15 protein-coding genes are annotated in these 18,181 nt (G+C 63.6%); 2 read left to right on the top strand and 13 right to left on the bottom strand.

Going from position 1 to position 18,181, the window contains the following annotated elements; all coding sequences use genetic code 11:
• Nucleotides 1-14: 14 nt before the first annotated feature.
• The 13 genes from F2P46_RS00260 to F2P46_RS00200 all read right to left on the bottom strand — a co-directional run bounded on the left by F2P46_RS00260 (nt 15) and on the right by F2P46_RS00200 (nt 14,799).
• Nucleotides 15-1,367 (bottom strand): phenylacetate--CoA ligase, encoded by a 1,353-nt coding sequence (locus F2P46_RS00260; protein WP_166884169.1) that lies wholly within the window; start codon nt 1,365-1,367, stop codon nt 15-17.
• Complete coding sequence (locus F2P46_RS00255) at nt 1,364-2,419, bottom strand: BtrH N-terminal domain-containing protein (protein WP_166884165.1); 1,056 nt, start codon at nt 2,417-2,419, stop codon at nt 1,364-1,366. Before F2P46_RS00255 ends, F2P46_RS00260 begins: the two co-directional genes overlap by 4 nt.
• Nucleotides 2,412-5,612 (bottom strand): excinuclease ABC subunit UvrA, encoded by a 3,201-nt coding sequence (locus F2P46_RS00250; RefSeq protein ID WP_166884163.1) that lies wholly within the window; start codon nt 5,610-5,612, stop codon nt 2,412-2,414. Before F2P46_RS00250 ends, F2P46_RS00255 begins: the two co-directional genes overlap by 8 nt.
• A gap of 14 nt (nt 5,613-5,626) precedes the next feature.
• Nucleotides 5,627-6,724, bottom strand: coding sequence for a DUF4872 domain-containing protein (locus F2P46_RS00245; protein WP_267875811.1), 1,098 nt, complete (start codon nt 6,722-6,724; stop codon nt 5,627-5,629).
• Between the two features lie 27 nt (nt 6,725-6,751).
• On the bottom strand, nt 6,752-7,480 hold the full coding sequence (locus F2P46_RS00240) for a DNA alkylation repair protein (protein ID WP_166884159.1): 729 nt from the start codon (nt 7,478-7,480) through the stop codon (nt 6,752-6,754).
• Nucleotides 7,477-9,000: a radical SAM protein gene (locus F2P46_RS00235; RefSeq protein WP_166884157.1), complete on the bottom strand. Its 1,524-nt coding sequence runs from the start codon at nt 8,998-9,000 to the stop codon at nt 7,477-7,479. The genes F2P46_RS00240 and F2P46_RS00235 overlap by 4 nt, the downstream gene beginning before the upstream one ends.
• An 11-nt stretch (nt 9,001-9,011) precedes the next feature.
• Nucleotides 9,012-9,878 carry a carbon-nitrogen hydrolase family protein gene (locus tag F2P46_RS00230; RefSeq protein ID WP_166884155.1) on the bottom strand — a complete coding sequence of 289 codons (867 nt, stop codon included), beginning with the start codon at nt 9,876-9,878 and terminating at the stop codon, nt 9,012-9,014.
• A gap of 9 nt (nt 9,879-9,887) precedes the next feature.
• Entirely contained in the window at nt 9,888-10,070 is a 183-nt protein-coding gene (locus F2P46_RS00225) for a hypothetical protein (protein WP_166884153.1), read from the bottom strand.
• On the bottom strand, nt 10,067-10,774 hold the full coding sequence (locus F2P46_RS00220; protein WP_166884151.1) for a class I SAM-dependent methyltransferase: 708 nt from the start codon (nt 10,772-10,774) through the stop codon (nt 10,067-10,069). The genes F2P46_RS00225 and F2P46_RS00220 overlap by 4 nt, the downstream gene beginning before the upstream one ends.
• A 21-nt stretch (nt 10,775-10,795) precedes the next feature.
• Nucleotides 10,796-11,989, bottom strand: a complete 1,194-nt coding sequence (locus F2P46_RS00215) for a coproporphyrinogen-III oxidase family protein (protein WP_208296465.1) — start codon at nt 11,987-11,989, stop codon at nt 10,796-10,798.
• A gap of 161 nt (nt 11,990-12,150) precedes the next feature.
• A complete protein-coding gene (locus F2P46_RS00210; RefSeq protein WP_166884147.1) occupies nt 12,151-13,179 on the bottom strand; it encodes an ABC transporter ATP-binding protein in 1,029 nt (342 codons plus the stop codon).
• Nucleotides 13,148-13,939 (bottom strand): ABC transporter permease, encoded by a 792-nt coding sequence (locus tag F2P46_RS00205; RefSeq protein WP_208296464.1) that lies wholly within the window; start codon nt 13,937-13,939, stop codon nt 13,148-13,150. The genes F2P46_RS00210 and F2P46_RS00205 overlap by 32 nt, the downstream gene beginning before the upstream one ends.
• Nucleotides 13,936-14,799, bottom strand: a complete 864-nt coding sequence (locus F2P46_RS00200; RefSeq protein WP_166884145.1) for a carbon-nitrogen hydrolase family protein — start codon at nt 14,797-14,799, stop codon at nt 13,936-13,938. Before F2P46_RS00200 ends, F2P46_RS00205 begins: the two co-directional genes overlap by 4 nt.
• Before the next feature lie 586 nt (nt 14,800-15,385).
• Here F2P46_RS00200 and F2P46_RS00195 point away from each other — a divergent pair.
• Nucleotides 15,386-17,230: a hypothetical protein gene (locus F2P46_RS00195; RefSeq protein ID WP_166884143.1), complete on the top strand. Its 1,845-nt coding sequence runs from the start codon at nt 15,386-15,388 to the stop codon at nt 17,228-17,230.
• Nucleotides 17,227-18,171 carry a hypothetical protein gene (locus tag F2P46_RS00190; RefSeq protein ID WP_166884141.1) on the top strand — a complete coding sequence of 315 codons (945 nt, stop codon included), beginning with the start codon at nt 17,227-17,229 and terminating at the stop codon, nt 18,169-18,171. The genes F2P46_RS00195 and F2P46_RS00190 overlap by 4 nt, the downstream gene beginning before the upstream one ends.
• The last annotated feature ends 10 nt before the right edge of the window (nt 18,172-18,181 follow it).

Here is an 18,181-nt window from a genome sequence, read left to right as displayed (position 1 = left end):
ATCGGGGTGTCACGTCAGTTGAGATAGATACTCTGCATCGTCGGCTTGACGGCGTTGCGCACCGCCTTGTCGACTTTGTCCTTGTCCATCAGCAAGAAATTGACTTCCAGGCCGTGCTGGGCGACGAAGCGGGCCGCGACGCGCGCGCGCACCTCTTCTCCGTAATTGTTCTCGGTCAAGCCAATATGAAGTTTCTCGTCAACCACCTTGACCCCGAAGTGATACGGGGCGCTGGCCAGCTCGCTCAGCACATCCTGTTCCAGCGCGAGCATGCTCATGCTGCGGCCCTGCACCACGATGTGGTCGGCCACCCGGCCCATGTGGCGCATGGTGTGGAAGGGCGAGCCGCAGGTGCACGGCGCCTGCTCGATATGCACCAGGTCGCCGGTACGGTAGCGGATCAGGGGCAAGGCGCGCGAACTGAGTGTCGTCACCACCAGCTCGCCGGCCACGCCGGGCGCGCACGGCACGCCGCTGGCGGGATCGACCAGTTCGAAGTAGGAGCGGTTTTCGATCAGGTGCAGTTGATTGGCGCTGCAAAACATGCCGAGGGTATTGGTCTCGGTCATGCCGAACATGGCGAAGGTTTCCGCTCCCCAGGTTTCGCGCAGGATGACTTGCTTGGCTGGCGAGGAGCCCTCGCCCGCGCACAAGAGCTTGCTCACTTTCAGGTCCCGGCGCGGGTCGATGCCCAGTTGCTGCGCCACTTCGGACAGGTGCAGCGCGCGCGTGCCGGAACAGATCAGCGCCGTCACGCCGGCGTCGCGCAGGATGCGCACCATGCGCTCGGGCGGGCAGAACTGGGGCGACGCGCCCAGCGCCACCACGGTGCAGCCGATCAGTTCCAGGGCGCGGTCCAGGTCCTGGCCGACGCCGGCCAGTTCATAGGGCACGGCGACCGCCACCACGTCGTGCGGCGTCAATACCTGCTGCAGCATGTGCGCCACCGTGCAGTTGTTGGTGAACCAATCCTCGGCGGTGAAGAAGGCCGCGATCGAGGTGCCGCTGCTGGTGCCCGAACTTTCGCCGAAGCGCACCAGCGCATCCTGGCTCACTGCCAGCATGCCGAAGGGATACGCTTCATGCAAATGCTGGCGGGTCGTGAAAGGCAAGGCGGTGAAGTCCTTGACCTCGCCGGAGCGCAAGAAAGCGGGCGCGCCGCTCGCCAGATGGCTGCGGTAGAACGGCGAGGCGTCGGCCGCGTGGGCGACGGCGGCATGCAGGGCCTCGCCCTGCCACTGGCGAAAGGGCGCGCTCTGCATCGTGAATAGCGCATCGACCTGGGCCGCGATGCGCTCGCGCATGCGCAGCGTGTCCAGGATGCGGGCCGCGCCATCGGCCGGCGTGCTGTTGACCGGCTTGTTCATTGCCGCGCTCCTTCAGTCGACGGCGCCTTGTCGATGGCCTCGCGCGCCAGCGCTTCGAGCACCGTGAACTGGGCCTGCTCGCGCGCGGAAATCTCGGCCAGCAGCTTGCTGGCGCTGGCCAGGGCGTCCTTGCTGCCGCTCTTGCCTGCGCGCTCGATCAATTGCGCCACCTCGGTCCACAGGGCGGCGATGGCGTCGAACTCCTTGGCTGCGGGGGCCAGCGCCTTGACGCCGGTCAGTTTGCAGCCCTGCTGGAGGAAGCGCGCGTAGATTTTCCGGAACATGCCCCCGCCGGTACCGGCGCGCTCCATCAGCATGGCGATGATCGGCAGCGATTCGCCCGGGTTGTCGATCTCGTCGAGCCAGCTCGTGATCTTTTCGCTGGTCGTCAGGATGCCCTTGTACCCCATGTTCTTGATGGGTGGATTGAGGTAGGTATGCGCGTTGGCGGCCAGCGCGATGAAGAAGGCGGTCGGCAGCCTGGCCGCCAGGTGCTCGCGCAGTTCGGGCAGCCACGGGCCGTCAGCCACCGTCACCGACAGGCTTTTCGAGCTCATCGGTCCCTTGGCGGAGCGCGCTTCGGTCAGGCTGTCGAAACTGGTATAGCCGCCGCCTTTGGCATCCTCGGTGTCGACCAGCCAGGCGCCCTGCTCGTCGGCCTTGTACATGGTGGCGTAGTGGGCGTGGAAATGCACCGCCTTTTCCTGGAAATACTCCAGATAGTAGTGATCGAGCTTGAGTCCGACCAGCTTGCCTTCTTCGAGTGCGCCGAGCGCATTGTTCATGGCGCGCGAGTCCGAGGACGACTCGCGCACATCGAACTTCACGCCCAGCACGGCGGACAGGTTTTCCGCCAGCAGGTCGGGCTTGACCCGCCCCCCGATGAAGGGATAGGGCATGCCGCTCGATTGCCAGTGGATGTAGGACAGGCCCATGCCAAGCCCGAACACCATGTCTTCGGACAGGGCGATGCCTTGCTGCCCCAGCAGGTTGACCAGCATGGTCGATTCGCAATGCACGCCCGAGAAGGGCTTGAACTTAACTTCAGACATGAATATTCTCCCGTGCCGCCCCATGGCTATGGACCAGCTCAATGACAAAATTGTTGTGGTTGTTGCGTAAGTGTCCATAGCAGTGACCGAGCTCATCGCCTTCGGTGAAGGCGATCAGTTCCACCTGCGGCTGGGAGCGCGCCAGCGCTTGCAGGGTCGGCAGCACTTGCTCGCGTTCGCTGACGGCCAGCGCGGCGTGCGACATCAGGCGGGCGCGCTGGACGGGGGTGCGTTCCAGCCATGGGCCGAAGGCACGGCAGCAGAACATCTCGATCACGAAGCCGTCCGCCCGTTCCAGCGATGCCCACCAGCCCGGGGTGCCGTATTGCTTGGGCGCGATATAGGACGGGCCGTGCTCGACGCCGCGCACCAGGCCGGCGCGGGCCAACTGGTCGAGGAAGGCGAACCAGGCGAACACATCCTGGTCGTTCTCGTAATCGCCGAGATAGATGGCCGCGTGGTGTACCTGGTCCAGGCCGCTGAGTTGCTCGCTGCCGGCAGCTTCGCCCAGGAACTCGGTCAGCAGCGCGGCGCTGTCGCTGTCGCGCACCGAATCGGCCAGGTTCGTGACCGCATCCCAGGTGTGCTGGAATTGGTCCGGCGCGGGGAAATGCAGCGCACCGGCCTGGGCCAGCGTGGCGCTGGTGCGGGCCGGCAAGCCGTCGCGCGCTGCCGAAGACGCCGCCGTCGGCGCCGACGCCGCGCCGCTGCGCTGGTCCCGGTACTGGGCCAGGTAGCGTCCCGTATAGCTGGCCGCGCATTCGAGCAAGCCATCGATGCTGCCGCTGTAGAGCACGTTGCCGCCCTGCTCCCCGCCCTCGGGACCGACATCGATGACGTGATCGGCCAGCCAGATCATGTCCATATTGTGTTCGATCATCAGTACCGTATGTCCCTGGGCCAGCAAGCTATCGACCATGCGCGTCAGGTGCGCCAGGTCGGCCATGTGCAGGCCGCGCGTCGGTTCGTCGAAGATGTACAGCGTGTGCCCGGCCTTCTTGGCGGCCAGTTCGGCGACCAGGTTGATGCGCTGCGCCTCGCCGCCGGACAAGCTCGTGGTCGACTGCCCCAGCGTCAGGTAGGCGATGCCGAATTGCTTCAACAGGCCGAGCGCCTTGCCGATGCGCTCGCACTGGGGCTGGTCGTGCCCAGCGAAAAAGCCGAGCGCCTCGTTGGCCGACAGGGCCAGCAGTTCATGGATATTCTTGCCTTCCCAACGGATCGCCAGCACGTCCTCATGAAATTGCATGCCATTGCATTCCGGGCATTCCACATAGTCGCTCTTGAGGAAGTGCATATCGACTTCCACCTCGCCCTGGCCTTTGCAGGTTTCGCAGCGCCCGCCCGCGACATTGGTGCTGAAGTGCGCGCGCCCGAGGTCGGCTGCCGCCGCTTGCGGATGGGCGGCGAACAGGTCGCGGATATCGTCGCTGATGCCGATATAGGTCGCGATGGTGCTGCGGGTGGAGCGGCCGATCGGCTTTTGCTCGACGTTGACGACACTGTCGAAGCGCCCGGCCGTCCTGGCCGCGCCCCTGGCGCCCCTGGCGGCCTTGGATGGCTTGGACTCGCCGGCCGGCGCGGCGTCCATGGCGCGCACGGCCTGCTCGTAGACACTGCGCACCAGGCTGCTTTTGCCGGCGCCCGACACACCCGTCACGCAGGTGAGCGCATTGAACGGGAAGCTGGCGCTGGCGGCCTTGAGGTTGTTGCGGTTGCTGGGCGCGACAGTAAACCATGGCGCGCCGGACAGGTCGCGCCGGGGGCGCTGGCCAAGGGGCTGCGCCAGGCAGCGCGCGGTGAGGCTGGCGGCGCTGGCGCGCATGTCGGCAAAGCTGCCCTCGAACACCACCTGGCCGCCGTCCTGCCCCGCGCCCGGTCCGATCTCGATCAGCCAGTCGGCGGCGCGGATGATGGTCTCGTCGTGCTCGATGACGATCACGCTGTTGCCCATGTCGCGCAGTTGGGTCAGCACCGACAACAGCTTGCGGGTATCGCGTTCATGCAGGCCGATGGACGGCTCATCCAATATATACATCACGCCGCTCAGGTCGGAGGCGACATGCTGGGCCAGCAGGATGCGCTGCAGCTCGCCATCGGACAGGGAGGTGACCTTGCGCGCCAGGGTCAGGTACGGCAAGCCCACATCGCTGAGGTTGCGGCACTGTGTCAGGCACAGGCGCAACACCTCGGCGGCGGCCGGCGACAGCGCCAGGCTCCCGGCCAGCGCCTGCAAGGTCTCGCCCAACTGGCGGGCCGACACTTGCTGCAGCTCGGCGATGGTGTAGCCGGCGATCCTGACGGCCAGCGACTCCGGCCGCAGGCGGGCGCCGCCGCAGGCCGTGCAATGCGATTCGCCCAGGTAGGATTCGAGCGCCACGCGGCGGGTGGCGGACGAGGTATTGCGGTACTGCTTGTCGAGGTAGCCGAGGATGCCGTCAAAGCGCATATTGTTCGATACCTTGCCGACCGAGACGAAGTAGGTATCGTCGCAGCCATGCAGCACCATCGCGCGCTGCGCCTCGCTCAAGCTGTCGTAGGGCACGTCCAGCGCGATGCCCTTGTCGGCGCACATGGCCTCGAACACCTTGCGCACGTTGGGAATGCTGTAGGTGCCGCCGACCGCATTGTCCCAGATCCAGGTCAGGCTGCGCGCGCGGTCCGGCACCACCTTCTCTTCGCTGAACGCCGTCACCCGTCCCATGCCATTGCATTCGAGGCACATGCCTTCCTTGCGGTTGGCGCTGAAGTGGCTGGGGGTGAGCGGCTCGGCAATGCAGCCGCAGGCGCCGCACTGCAGGCGCGCATCGACCGGTCCGAGGCACGCCGGGCAGGCCGGCGCGCCGCAGCGGGCGAACAGGACCCGCAGCGAGCGCTCGATGCCGAGCAGGGTCCCGACCGTGGAGCGCGGGTTGGACAGGCGCCGGGTCGATTGTTCCAGCGCCACCGGCGCCTGCACCCCACCGATCTGCTCGACCTGGTAGTCGCTCTCGCCGGCGTCCATATTGGCGCTGCCGAGCGCGCCCAGGTAGAGCGCCTTGGCGTACTTGTACAAGGTGTCGAAGATCAGCGAGGACTTGCCGGAGCCCGACACGCCGGTCACGACCACCAACTGATTTTTCGGGATCCGCAGGCTCACCCCTTTCAGGTTGTGGGTGCGCACGCCGTCCAGGCGGATGGTGTCTTTGGCCATGGCAGCTTGCTTTCTCAGGCGAAGTTGGAAGTGGTGTTGAGGTGGGCGGCGGCGGGCGGCACCCGCGTGGCCAGCGGCCGGATCGACCTCAGGCCGTCCATGGCCTTGCGCTCGAGCTGGTAAATACGATCGATCGTCTCGACCAGTGCGGCCAGTTGCTGGTCCAGCGCGGCCTGGCTGCTCTCCGGGGCGACCTCGAGCAGGTTGCGGCCGAGCATGGTCCACAGGTGGGCGCTGGACGTCATGGTCCGGGCGGCGTCGAGCAGGCGTTCGTCGCCGACCAGGTCGCCGAAGGTGTGCAGGAAGCGGCTCCACATGGGCCGGAACAAGCCGCCGCCAGTGCCGAACACTTCGATCGCCCGTCCCAGGCTCTGCAGCTGGCAAGCCAGCGCCGACACCTCGTGAACCCCGCCGTCGGACCACAATTGCATCTTCACCGTGCCAGTCTTGGTGCGCGACCAGTTGCGCACCCCGGCGGCGAACTGCTTCAGGCCTGGCAGGCCGAGATTGCCGATGCTGGGCTTGAGCACGTCGCGCACGCAATTTTCGACCGCGAAGTAGCCGACCCGGGCCAGGTCGGGCGTGCCGCACACCGATTCGATGACGTGGCACCAGCGCTCCGGATTGATCGGCGGCGAACGCTTGCTGGTGCGCGCCCGGTTCAATGCGTCCTCGCTGATGGTTTGCAGTTCCGGAAAGCCGGCGTCCGACACCGTGAACTGGCCGTCGTCGTGGCCCACCAGGTTGATGAAATAGCCGCCGAACGGCGCACCGCCGTGACTGTTCCAGTACGGCAGTTCGCTCAGGTCGACGCGCGCGATGACCGGGCGCTCCAGCTTGAGTTGATCGAGCAGGATGGCCGCGCCGCTGCCCTGCAAACTCCTGGCCCGCACGCCGAGCAGGCGCAGCGCCTGCCCGGAAAAGATCTGCTGGCGGCCGATGACGATATCGGGCCCGTTGTCGCGCCGCTCGAAGTAGCCGAAGCCGAAACCGCCATCGAGGCCGAGCAAGACTTCCTCGGAAAATTCCACCCCGTGCACGGCCAGCACGTTGCGCATGCACGTTGTCTCGCAATTCAAACCGGCCCGGTGCTGATAGGCATGTATGTGCATTTGTTACCCTTTCAATTCTGTGACTGATCAAGCTTGCGTGAAGGTGCGCCGCATCTCGGCCGGCAGCTTTTCGATGGCGTAGCGCAGGGTCGGGCGCTCCATCAGCGACAAGTGCTTGCGCACGAAGGCCAGTACCGGCTGCAATTCGTACTGGCTGGCCACCTTCAGCATCCAGCCGATCCCTTTTTGCACGTAGGGGTCGCCATCGGCGAGCAGGCGCTTGCAGTTGGCGAACATCTGTTCAAGATCAAAATTTTCGCTGCGGCCGACGAATTTGACCAGGGCCACGTTGGACGCCCGGCGGCACCACGGACTGTCGGACTGGCCCCAGGCGTAAATCCGTTCCAGCAAGTGCGGACGGCGCTTGAGGTAAACGTAGAGCGGCTTGATGCACAGGTCGTCGCATTGCGCCCAGTTGCTCACGTCGGCCTCCAGCCAGGCCTGGAAGCGGTCCAGCAGCCGCCCTTCGTCGTCCAAACCCGGCGCCACTTTCGCCACCAGCGCCGAGGCCAGGATGAAGTGCTCGTGATACGCATGCGAGTGCGCGAAATGATCGGCCAGCGCCAGCCACTCGTCGGGCGAGAGCGCGGCATGGCGCGCGAACGCCTGGGCGGCGATTTTCACCACCTCGGTGTTCGATACGCCGAGCAGGCGGATCGGCTCGGGAAAGTAGCGCTGCAAGGAGAGCGCCAGCTGCGCCGACGCGCCCGCCTCCAGTGCGCTTTCCAGCTCGGCGATGATGGCCGCGTGCCTCATGCCGCCGGCGCCTGCTGGGGCATCGGCATGAAGCGCACCTGGGTCGCGATCGGCGCCTTGACCGGCGGCAGGATCAGCGGCTCGACGCCCTGCATCGCATGCCGGTATTCCTTGTGCATGTCGTCGACCCGCTTGATGGTTTCCCTGCTGCGCTGGTACAGATCCTGGCCCTTCAAGCCCCACCACAGATACCAGTTCTTGTTTTGCAAGTACATATCGCGGACAAAAGTGAGGGTGGCCGGGTCTTCCAGCAGCTCCGGCTCGACATAGAAGGTGGGAATGAACATATTGTGGTCTTCTTCGATCAAGCCATTCTTCACGGCGATGCGCTGCAGCTTGGTGTCGCTGAGGATGCGGATGCCCAGGTTGGCGTAGATCTGGTTCGGCTTGAGGTACTTGGTCGGGGCCAGCACCGATTCGCGCAATTCGCGCGAACCCTCGCCGGGGCCGCCGAGGAACACGCAATGGGTGAATTCAACCTTGCTTTTCTGTAAAAGTTGGTCGACTTCGACCACCTTGGCCATGTCGAAGCCCTTCATCAACTGTTCCAGCGAGGCGTCCGAGAACGAATCGGTGCCCAGGTCGACCCGGATGCAGCCGGCCCGTTCCAGCAGGTTGACGAACTCGGGCGTGATCGCATTCGGGGTGAGCTGGCAGTACCAGGGCACGTTCAGCTCGGCGCGCACGATTTCTTCGCACACTTCCATGGCATAGTCGAGCGGATAGTTGAAGGTGGCGTCGACGATCTCGAATTCGCGCACCATCGGATTGGTCAGCATTGCCATGCGGATTTCTTCCACCACTTCGCGCGGGTCCTTGAAGCGGTTGCCGCGCCCTTCCGTCTTCTTGATGATGCAGTACGAGCAATGCAGCTTGCAGCCGCGCTTGGTTTGCAAGGTTTCAATGGCCGGCTGGTAGTCGCGGGTCAGGTCGGTGGCGGCGGCCACCGTTTCCTCGAAGTAGCGCGGATCGTAAATGCTGCGGTCGGGTACGAGCAGCTTGACATTGACCTTGCCCAGGGTCGGGTTCTGGTGGAAGTAGCCGGTGGCCGGATCGATGTAGCACAGCCCGGAGATGGTGGTCAGGCTGCCTTTGCCGGTCTGCAGATAGTCCAGCAATTCGACAATCGCATCCTCGCCCTCCCCCGCGATGCCGAAATCGGGGCGCGCGTACTGGAACATGTCTTTCGGCTCGACCGAAAAGCCGCTGCCGCCCATGACCACGTAGGCCGTCGAGTACTTGCGCACGCACTGCACGATCTTGTGCGTGATCGGGCCGAAGAACACCGGATCGATGAAGGTGAGATTGTCGAGATTGCGGATGGCGATGCCCACCACGTCGGGCTTGATTTCCTGCAAGGTCGACAGCACCGCCTTCAGTTCGCGCGGCTCCCACAGCAAGTCGAGCATGTGCACCTCGTGGCCGGCCGCCTTCAACGCCGCGCTGATGTAGGCGACCCCGATCGGGAGCGCAGGCCGCGGCACACGGATCTTGTTGGTTGAGATCAAGAGAATTCGCATGATGGGCCTGGTTATGAGTTACTGCCGGAAAGAGCCGCGCGGCTATGGATGCCTTGCCAACTGTTCAGATAGACGTCGGGCTGGGTATCGCCGATCAGGGAACGGGTTTCCCGGTAGCGCTGCAGGCGCCCGACGTCCAGTTCGATGACCTGGAATTGTTCGTCCTGGTTGAGCCTGAGCAGGGTTTCGCCGCCGTCGACGAAGTCGAACAGCTCATCTTCGAGAAACAGGGGGTCGGCCACGACGCAGCTCTCGCCCATGTAGTTAAAGCCCGCATACACATTCGTGCCGACCCCGGAGACGAACACGATGAAACACTGGTTCTCGATGGCGCGGGTGGTCAGGAGCTGGTTGGTCACGTACGAGAACTGCTCCGGAATCAAGGCCGGGCAAAAGATGATGTCCACCTTTTCCTGGTACAGGGCGCGGCAGGTTTCCGGGAAGTTCAGGTCGTAGCCGAGGATCAGGCCGATGCGCCCGTGCGGGGTATCGATGCAGGCGAACTGGTCGCCGCAGGCGAGGTACTTGCGTTCCATCTCGAAGCAGTGCACGCGCCGGTAACTGGCGGCGATGGCGCCGTCGGGCCCGATCAAGACGGCGGTGCTGTAGTAGGCCTCGCCATCCTTTTCGAGCAGGCCGGCGATGATGCTGATGCCCCCCTTGCGCGCCAGCGCCCCCAGGGCCTCGGTGGCGGCGCCCGGGATGACCACGGCGACGTCGGCCACTTCCAGGATATTGCCCGAGGTAAGGAAGGCTTCAGGCAGGCAAACGAGGTCGACGCCGGCCTCGATGGCCTGTTCGATATAGCGCTCGGCGCGCCGCATATTACTGTCGCTGCGATTGATCTTGCAGTCCAGCTGTACGATTCCGACTTTCATAGGGCGGTCTCAGTGTAGGCGGTTGTCGTGCGGAACGGGGGCCACAGGCGGCGGCGGGTCGCGCCCGTCGTCATCGGTGTAGAACCATTCCGGTCCGAAGTACATCAGGGCGAAGCTCGATCCGAACGCCGCCAGGACTTTCTCGAAGCAAGCGACGATGGCTTGCTCCACGGTCGGGGCGCGGTCGTTCACGGGCATTCCTCCAGGTCGTCCAGCACCACCGAGGACACCACCAGGCCCAGTTCGTCCTCATACACGCGCCACTCGGACAGCCCGGCCTGGGCCAGCAAGTCCTTGACCTCGCGCGGGCTGTAGGAGGCGCGCAGCGAATCCATGAACTCGTTCGCGCCTTCCTTGACGAATTGCAGCACGAAGGTGATATGCCCCTCTTCCGCATGGCGGTTGGTGTCGAACAGGAGCACCACGCCGCCCGGCTTGCAGATGCGGCTGATCTCCTTGAGGGTCTCGACCGGCTTTTTCCACAAATGCATGGAAGAAAACGAGTAGACGATATCGGCGCTGGCATTCGCAAAGGGAAACTTGTGCAGTTTGCACAGCTCGAACTCGATATTGCTCGGCGCGGTACACCAGACGCTCAGGCTCAGGTTTTCTTCCGCCACCTCCAGCAGGGTGACGTTTTCTTCGACGCTCGAGATGATGTGCTCGGGCCGTTTGCCCCCCACATACAGCGACAGCAGGCCGGTGCCGGTGCCGACCTCGAACAGGTCGCGGTTGCTTTCATTGCAGTAGCTCAGGATGCGCTTGGCCGGCTTGAGGTAGGCCACCAGCGCCGACTTGCGCATGCCCAGGTCGTAGCTGCGGACTTCGTCGATCGATGAAAACGGCTTGACCTGCGGGACACGATTTTCCAAATCAAAGAGGGTTGCATTGATCATGTTGGTGTACTCCTTGTGGAATCAGGCGGCCTTGATGATGAAGGGAGAAATATTGGCGCCCAGGTGTTGCGGGTAGCGCCGGAATTCCTTCGAATAGAACGCCTTGGAAATGTTGTCCATGTAGTACCAGCCCTTCGGCCCCACCACTTCCATGGCCTCGTCGGTCAGGCGCACCAGGCCCTTCGCTTGCAGGTCGGCGATTTCTTCCGGGAACAGGTGGGCGAAGTCGACCCCGTGCAGTTCGCGAAAGCGCTGGCGGTCCAGGCGCGACGATTTAATGCCCAGCATTACGGCGCGGCGCAGCGATTCTTCCGCGCTGATCTGCTTGCCCATGGCGATCGGCAGGCGGCCGGCATTCACGGCCTCGATATACAGCTCGATGCTCGGTTCGTTGAAATACCAGTAATCCTTCAAGTGCCCGGTGGCCGTGGGACCCATCGGGATGATCGGGAATTCCTCGGTCCAGGTGACGCTGCCGTAGGCCGGGCGCTGGCCCGGCAAGGCGAAGCAGTCGCCGAAGTAACCTTCGTAGCCATTCCTGGTCAGGAATTCGGCGGCGTAGATGAACATCTCGTCGACCGTTTCGCGCGGCGGCACGGGCGGCAGCTTGCGGCGCTTGGTGCTGATCTGGGCGAACTCCATATACGTATAGAAGGACACGCTGGAAACGCCCAGGTCGACCGCGGTCTGCAAGCTTTGATGCCAGCTTTCCATGGTTTGCCCGTTCAGGCCATGCATCAGGTCGATATTGATGCGCGGCACGCCGATCCGTTGCAGCATCTTGATCGCATCGATGATCATGGCCGCGTTGCCGGCCCTGCCGAGGTCTTCGAGTTCCTGGTCGATGAAGGTTTGCACGCCCAGGCTGATGCGGTTCACGCCATGTTCGAGCAGGGCGCTGGCCTTTTGTTCCGAGATATCGAGCGGGGTCGATTCGGTGGAGATTTCCAGGCCCGGCTTCATGTCGAACTCGGCCTTCATATGGGTCAGCAAGTCGACCAGTTGCTCGGTGCTGAGGGCGGTCGGGGTGCCGCCGCCGATGTAGCCGACCGTCAGCTGATGCTCTTTCACATACGGCCGCGCGGCATAGTTCGACATTTCCTTTTTCAAGGCATCGACGTAGCGCTGGGTGACGCTCTTGTCGGTCTGGTGCTTGATGTAGGGGCAGCTGAAACAGAGCCGGTTGCAAAACGGGATATGGACATAAAAGCCCATTGGCTCTTTGCGAAACACATCTTCTTCGGAAACCGCAACGTGCTTGGTCGGATATTGCCGAACCCATTCGCTGTCCCGCTCTGGATATTCTTTCCAAAACGGCAAATCCCGGTTATTGCTGATCACAGGTCTCTCCTCGTTGTTTGCTACACGACCGTCCACTATTCCGACCGCACTGCCCTCTGCCAGCGATCGCCCATGCCACGCCCCTGAATCAATTCCTTCATTCCGGGCTCGGCCCACTTGATGTTGCGAAGATGAATTTCGTGCTCGGCGAGCGCGCCGACCGTCCTCGACAGCAGCGCGGCGTCGCCGCTGCGGCAGCGTAGCGCCACCCGTTCGCCCTCGCGCGTGGCATCGACCACGTAAGGCAGCGCGTGCAACAGGCTGGCCAGGCGGGTCCACTGCTGCGCCACCAGCGTACGGTCGGCGAAGTCGAGCGCCAATGTATCGCTCGCGGGGCCGTCCGCGCGGTGTTCCCGGTTGCGCCGTTCGAGGCGCACCAGGCGCCCGCCCTCCATCACGCCGACCAGGTCGGCCAGCGCCTCGACTTCTTCCAGCTGATGCGTGGCGATCACCACGCTCATGCCCAGTTGCTGTTTGAGCTCGTTCAAATAGTCGATCACCTCGCTCTGGAACTGCGCATCGAGACCGGCGCAAGGCTCGTCGGCCAGCAGCAGGTCGGGACCATGCGCCAGCGCGCACAGGATGTGCAGCTTGCGCCGGTTGCCGCCTGACAAAGCCGCCACATCGTGCTTCAGGAAGTCGCTCAGGCCAGCCATGGCCAGCAAGCGCGGTGCGCTGTCGCGCCGCGCGCGGCGCAGATCGATCTGCTGCAAGACATACTCGCCTACCGTGGTATGGGCCGGCATCTCCTTCGATTGCTGCACCAGTCCCAGATGGCGCGCGGTCTTGTTCCAGTCGGTGCTGGCATGGCCGGCGATGCGCACCGCTCCCGCATCCGGACTTGCCAGCCCGGACAGCAAACGAAGCAGCGACGATTTTCCCGAACCGTTGCGGCCGATGATGGCGATGGTCTCGCCGCGACCCAGGCTAAAGTCGACACCCGCGATGGCGAAGCGCTGGTTGATCGCCGCGCGCAAGCCGCACACTTCCAGCACAGGCGACACGCCCGCTGCCGGGACGGCGGCTGGCAGGCTAGCGGCGGGTGACACGGTGCTTGAAAACATACAGCGCTCCTCCCATCATGAGCACGGCGTACACGAGCGACAAGCTGGCGCTATGCGCGAAACTGGTGGCGGCCGCCCCCGAAATGGCCGAGCGCAGCACGTCGACCTGGGCCGAGAGCGGCAGCCACGAAATCAGCGATTGGGCCGAGCCGAAATTTTCGAGCGGGAAGAACACGCCGCACATATAGGTCAGCGGTATCAGCACCAGGTTGACCACGCTGGCAAACGAGACTTCGTTGGTAAAGCAGGCCACGACGATGCCGAAGCCCCCGAAAAACAGGCAGGCGCTGACAAAGCCGAGCAGCAAGCGCCACGGCAAGCCCACGTGGACGCCGAACATCCATGACGCCAGCAGCAAGACCGCGATGAACTGCAGGGAACATTTAAGCATCATCCCGATCAGGCGGCCCAGCAGGAAGCCGCCATACGACAGCGGCGAGAGGACGATATCTTCCATCGCGCGGCGGTTGTGGTCGACGATGAAGGCGTAGCCGATGGTGTAGGTGCAGCTGAACATGATGCCGACCCCCACGATGCCGGGCAGGGCAAAGGCGAAGTAGCTCGATCCCCCCTGCCCCATGGCCTGCACGTGCGAGGTGCCGAACCCGAAGGACAGGACCATGGAGACCGAGGTCAGCATGGTGGAGACGACGATCAGGCGATAGCGGAAGAACTGCACCATGTCCCAATAGATCTGGCGGTACAGGTCGATCATCCATAAGCGGCACGACATGGCGCGGCTCGGCGCGAACTCGTTCATGCCTGCAATTCTCCGTGCACAGGCCGCTGCCAATTGTCGAGATAGTCGGCTTTGTAGGGAAGCTCCTTGCCAATCTTGTTTTTGCGGCGGATCAAGAGGTCGGCATGCACGATTTGCTGCCTTTGGCCTGCGCGGGCGAGCAAGTCGAGTTCGCGATTCTCATCGACTTTCATGACCGTTCCATCGGCGACCAGACTGCCGCCCATATATTCCAGCATGGCAAAACCATTTTCGCCAACACAACTGCAAAAGACGAAATAGCAGGCATTATCGGCGGCCCTGGCCCGGCATAAAGATTCGACTGCAAAACCATAAATATGGAACAGGCTGGCAACACAGATGATGATATCGACATTCTCTGTGAAATACCCCCTTGATGCCTCAGGGAAACGCACATCATAACTAACCAGCAATCCGATCTTGCCATGCCGGCTATCGATAAGCGGGGCCGGATCGCCGCGCGAAATATAATCGCGCTCGCCATCCCAGATGCTGTTTCTCCTGTAGCGTCCGGCAATTGTGCCGGATTCGTCTATATACACGGCAGCATCGTAAATATCGTTGCCGTCGCGTTCGAGCAAGCCGAACACCAGGGCGATGCCGAGCGACGCCGCCAGCGCCCGCAGAGTGGTGACGATAGGACCGTCGATGGTTTGCGCATCGCGTTTCAAGGAGGGGAAATTCAAGCCGGTGGCGAAGGCGGCCGGCAGGCAGACGATGTCGGGCGAGGCCAGTTTGGCTTCGTGGATCAGCTTGACTGCGGCTTCCAGGTTCTTTTCAGTTTGATTGTGAAGTATACATAACTGGATCACCGCGACTTTGACCGCCGGTCCGGAGAATATTCCCAGAATCTTATTCATGGCTGCATCCTGGCATGAAGTATATGAATACACAATGCATAAGATCCCCGGAAAATTGAATAGACGATCCAGCACATCCGCGACAGGCATCGCCGTTGAAACGTGCGCCTGTTCTTTGAATGTCTCCTTGTAAATATTAGAACATAAAAATCTTGGCTGTTTAAAAAATATTTCGATGGCCAAGCGTTGTAGTAGGGTTTCTAAAAAATCGGGGTGGCGGCGCTACATTTTCTTCGGGCGCTAATTGACGGCCATTTATGCGGAACGGGCAATTCGGCTGACTGCCCCCTTTGGCCCGGCGCGCGACCGTTCCAGGCCAGCGCGTGGCCAGCATCAGATCTGTCAGGGTCGAGCGGCGCCGCGGCAGGAAGCGGTTGCCGCTCATGCGCCCGGCGCGCCCCGTCCCGACATGTAACAGCCTGATACTTATCCGCCCAGTGTCGCTTCCGTACAGTGAATGAACACGTCACCCATGGCATAAGCCGGGTCCGCTTCATCACCAGTTACTCACAGCAGTGAACGACCTTCCGACCCACGCCCGACATCCGCTGATGTCACTCACCCCGCTCACGCGGCAGGAACGACCATGGACTCACCAATAATGACTGCCGCCCAAGGGATGCCCGACTGGCAAAGCATCATCAAGACGGAAAACTTTGATTTGCTGGGCGCCTATGACGATCCGGGCCTGCGTTTTGCCGTGCCAAAGGCGGCTCGCCTGGCGAGCAAGTTGGACGGCACACCCGACTTCCACCTCGAATTCATTTCCGATCAAAATATTGAAAGTGCGGACGAGTGCCAGTACGCCATGCTGACCATGGGCCTGGAAAAGAGCTGCGACCTGGCCCCTGCCTGCGAGGCGCTCAAGGCGGCCGGCAGCGGCGCGGCGCTGCTGCCGTGCACATTCACCACTGGCTGCCATGTGCACTTTGAACTGAACGACACCCATGTCTCGGCCCCATTCGCGTGGCAAGACGCCGGGCGCGCCACGCTCAATGCCCGCCTCCCGGCGGACACCGCGCTCTTGTTTTACGGTGCCCTGGACCACGGCAACCTGACTGTGGTGCGCGCCGCCATCGAATGCGAAGTGGCCGCCATGCTCCCGCGCCTCGATCTCCAGGTGCGCTTCGACACCGGGGCCACGCTGCGGGCATTGCGACAGGCCCTGGACGGCAACGGCGCGGGCATGCCGTTTGCCGCGTTGATCAGGTATCTGACCGCCCCGCCCAGTGGCCTGTTCACCTTCAGCGCCACCGTTGGCGGCGCGGCCGCCCCGCAGCTCGCGCTGGCGCTGGCGGCGCGCCTGCGCCTGGCGTTCGGCCGCTACATGCCTTGCCGCCGTATCGACGACGGGCCGTATATCAGCCTTGACCTGCCCGCCACCGGCGTGGCCGCTTGCACGAATTGGGACCTGCGCACACCGTGCCTCGGCGCCGTGCCGGTAGCGCTGCGCTACGACCCGTTCAGTGTTCTCAAGAGCAGCGTGACGCGCGATAAGGTGAGCACGTTTACGCGCATTCCACGGCTGCCCGATCAACTGTTGACACGGCGGGTAACGGTCGCTTCGGGAATGCCCGAGCAACTGCGCAACTGCGAACAGATTACCGTCAACCTGCAAGTGACCGCCGCCGAAGCCGCTTCCGGCAGGTCAACCCCGTACTCGCTTGACCTGTATCCGTCACAGCCGCAAGCCGCCTGCCTCGACTTGCGTTATGCCCTCGTGGAATCGAAGCAACCCTATCGCGTCAGCCTGACCGTGGTCCAGTACGACGACGTCATCGATGGGCCTTGGCGCGATGCCAGCGACGATTACCTGTTCATCGACGCCGGCGCGCTCCCCTCGCCGATGCGCATCGTGACGGTGAGCGCCGCGGCGGCCCTGCTGGAAGAAGCCGTCGTGACAGTCGGATTGCGCGGCGCGGCGGCGGACCCGGGCCGCCTGGCGGCGACCCTGGAGCGCAACTGCCCCAGTGCCTCCTTCCTCGTATGCGCCACCGCCGACGCGGCGCGCCTGTGCGTCGTCGCGCACAACATAAGCGCCCCCGCGAACACCATCACGCTCGACCTGCCATGCCACTCGGTGACGCTGGAACAGACGGCGTTCAGTCAGTACGGACCGCAGGCGGTGCCGGTCGAAGTACGCTTTCACGCCGGCAGCACCTGCGTACAGCTGGAATTTTTGCCAGAAAACGCCGACGCCAATTCCGTGCTGCTGGAATTTTCGACGGCCACGCCCACCAGCCAATTGAATTATTTCGCCAGCAGCATGTTCAACAACCGCTATCGCTTTCGCGTGTACAGCGATCGGGAAGACGCATCGGCGCCATGGTCCGCCTTCCTCCCGCCAGAGCGCGCACTGGTCATCGGCATCGATGACGATGGCGCCCGCGCCGAAGCAATGCCCTCACCCCAAGGAGTACTCGCCTCATGAACCAGCTACCGCAAGGCTTTTATGTCGACGCACTGTATTGCTTTCCCATCGGTCCGGACGGCGGCGGCAGCTTTGCCGTCATCCCGCCAGCGCCAACCATTGAAACCAGCCAGGACAGCGCCAAGCCGGCGCTGCTCGCGAGCGCCGACGGCGCCGTGCTGTCGCTGCAAAGCGTCTGGCGCGCCGAGGCGAGCGATCTGGATGCAGTTCTGGCCAGCATCGCACAGCGCTATCCAAAGCTCGGCGCCGTCACGCTGACCAGCGCCGAATTGTCCGATGTGACGGCCACGCTCACGCTGCATGCCGACGCGCAGGCGGCGCATGCCATCGGCCCGCAGCCGGCGTCGGCAACGGCGGCCAACCGCGCGGTCTTCAGCGAGACGCTGACCACGAGCGAAAAGGCTGCGGCGCTGCGTGCCTTTCGCGGCGAAGCGGGCGTGCTGACACTGAAGTACGAGGGCACGCTGACCCTCGACGAGGTAGCCGGCGTGGAGATCAGCGGCGACCTGGCGGCCGCGCTGCAGTCGCTGGCGCCGAAGGCGGCGCCAGCGTCCGGCGGCTTGTTCGGCAAGAAGAAGGAAAGCCCGCCGCCGGCGCCACCCACCCTGGCCGCGTGCGGCGCCGCCGTGCGCGCCGCCGTCGCGGCCGGCCAACTGTCCGTGGCCAACCACGACACGCCCAACGTCTCGCAGGAAGCGCGCGACGACGCCACGTCGGCGCTGTTTGCCACGCTGGCCGACACGCTGCTCGCCAAGGTCTTGCAGATGGGCGCCGACGCCATCTACATGAAGTCGTTCCCGGTCAAGGTCGGCAAACAGGGACTGGAACGCGCCACCTTCCTGGTCGGCGGCTCGGCCGACCTTGGCCAATGGTTTGCCGACAACGGCGGCGCCCGCATGATCACCGACACGGCAAGTGCGATTCCCGAGCCGCGCCGTTAAGAGGCAGTTT

The sequence above is a fragment of the Massilia sp. CCM 8734 genome, from assembly GCF_011682155.1.
In the GTDB taxonomy this organism is placed as follows: domain Bacteria; phylum Pseudomonadota; class Gammaproteobacteria; order Burkholderiales; family Burkholderiaceae_D; genus Telluria_A; species Telluria_A rubra.
Note: the sequence above shows the minus strand (reverse complement) of the source record. Positions and strands in the feature narration are given on the sequence as shown.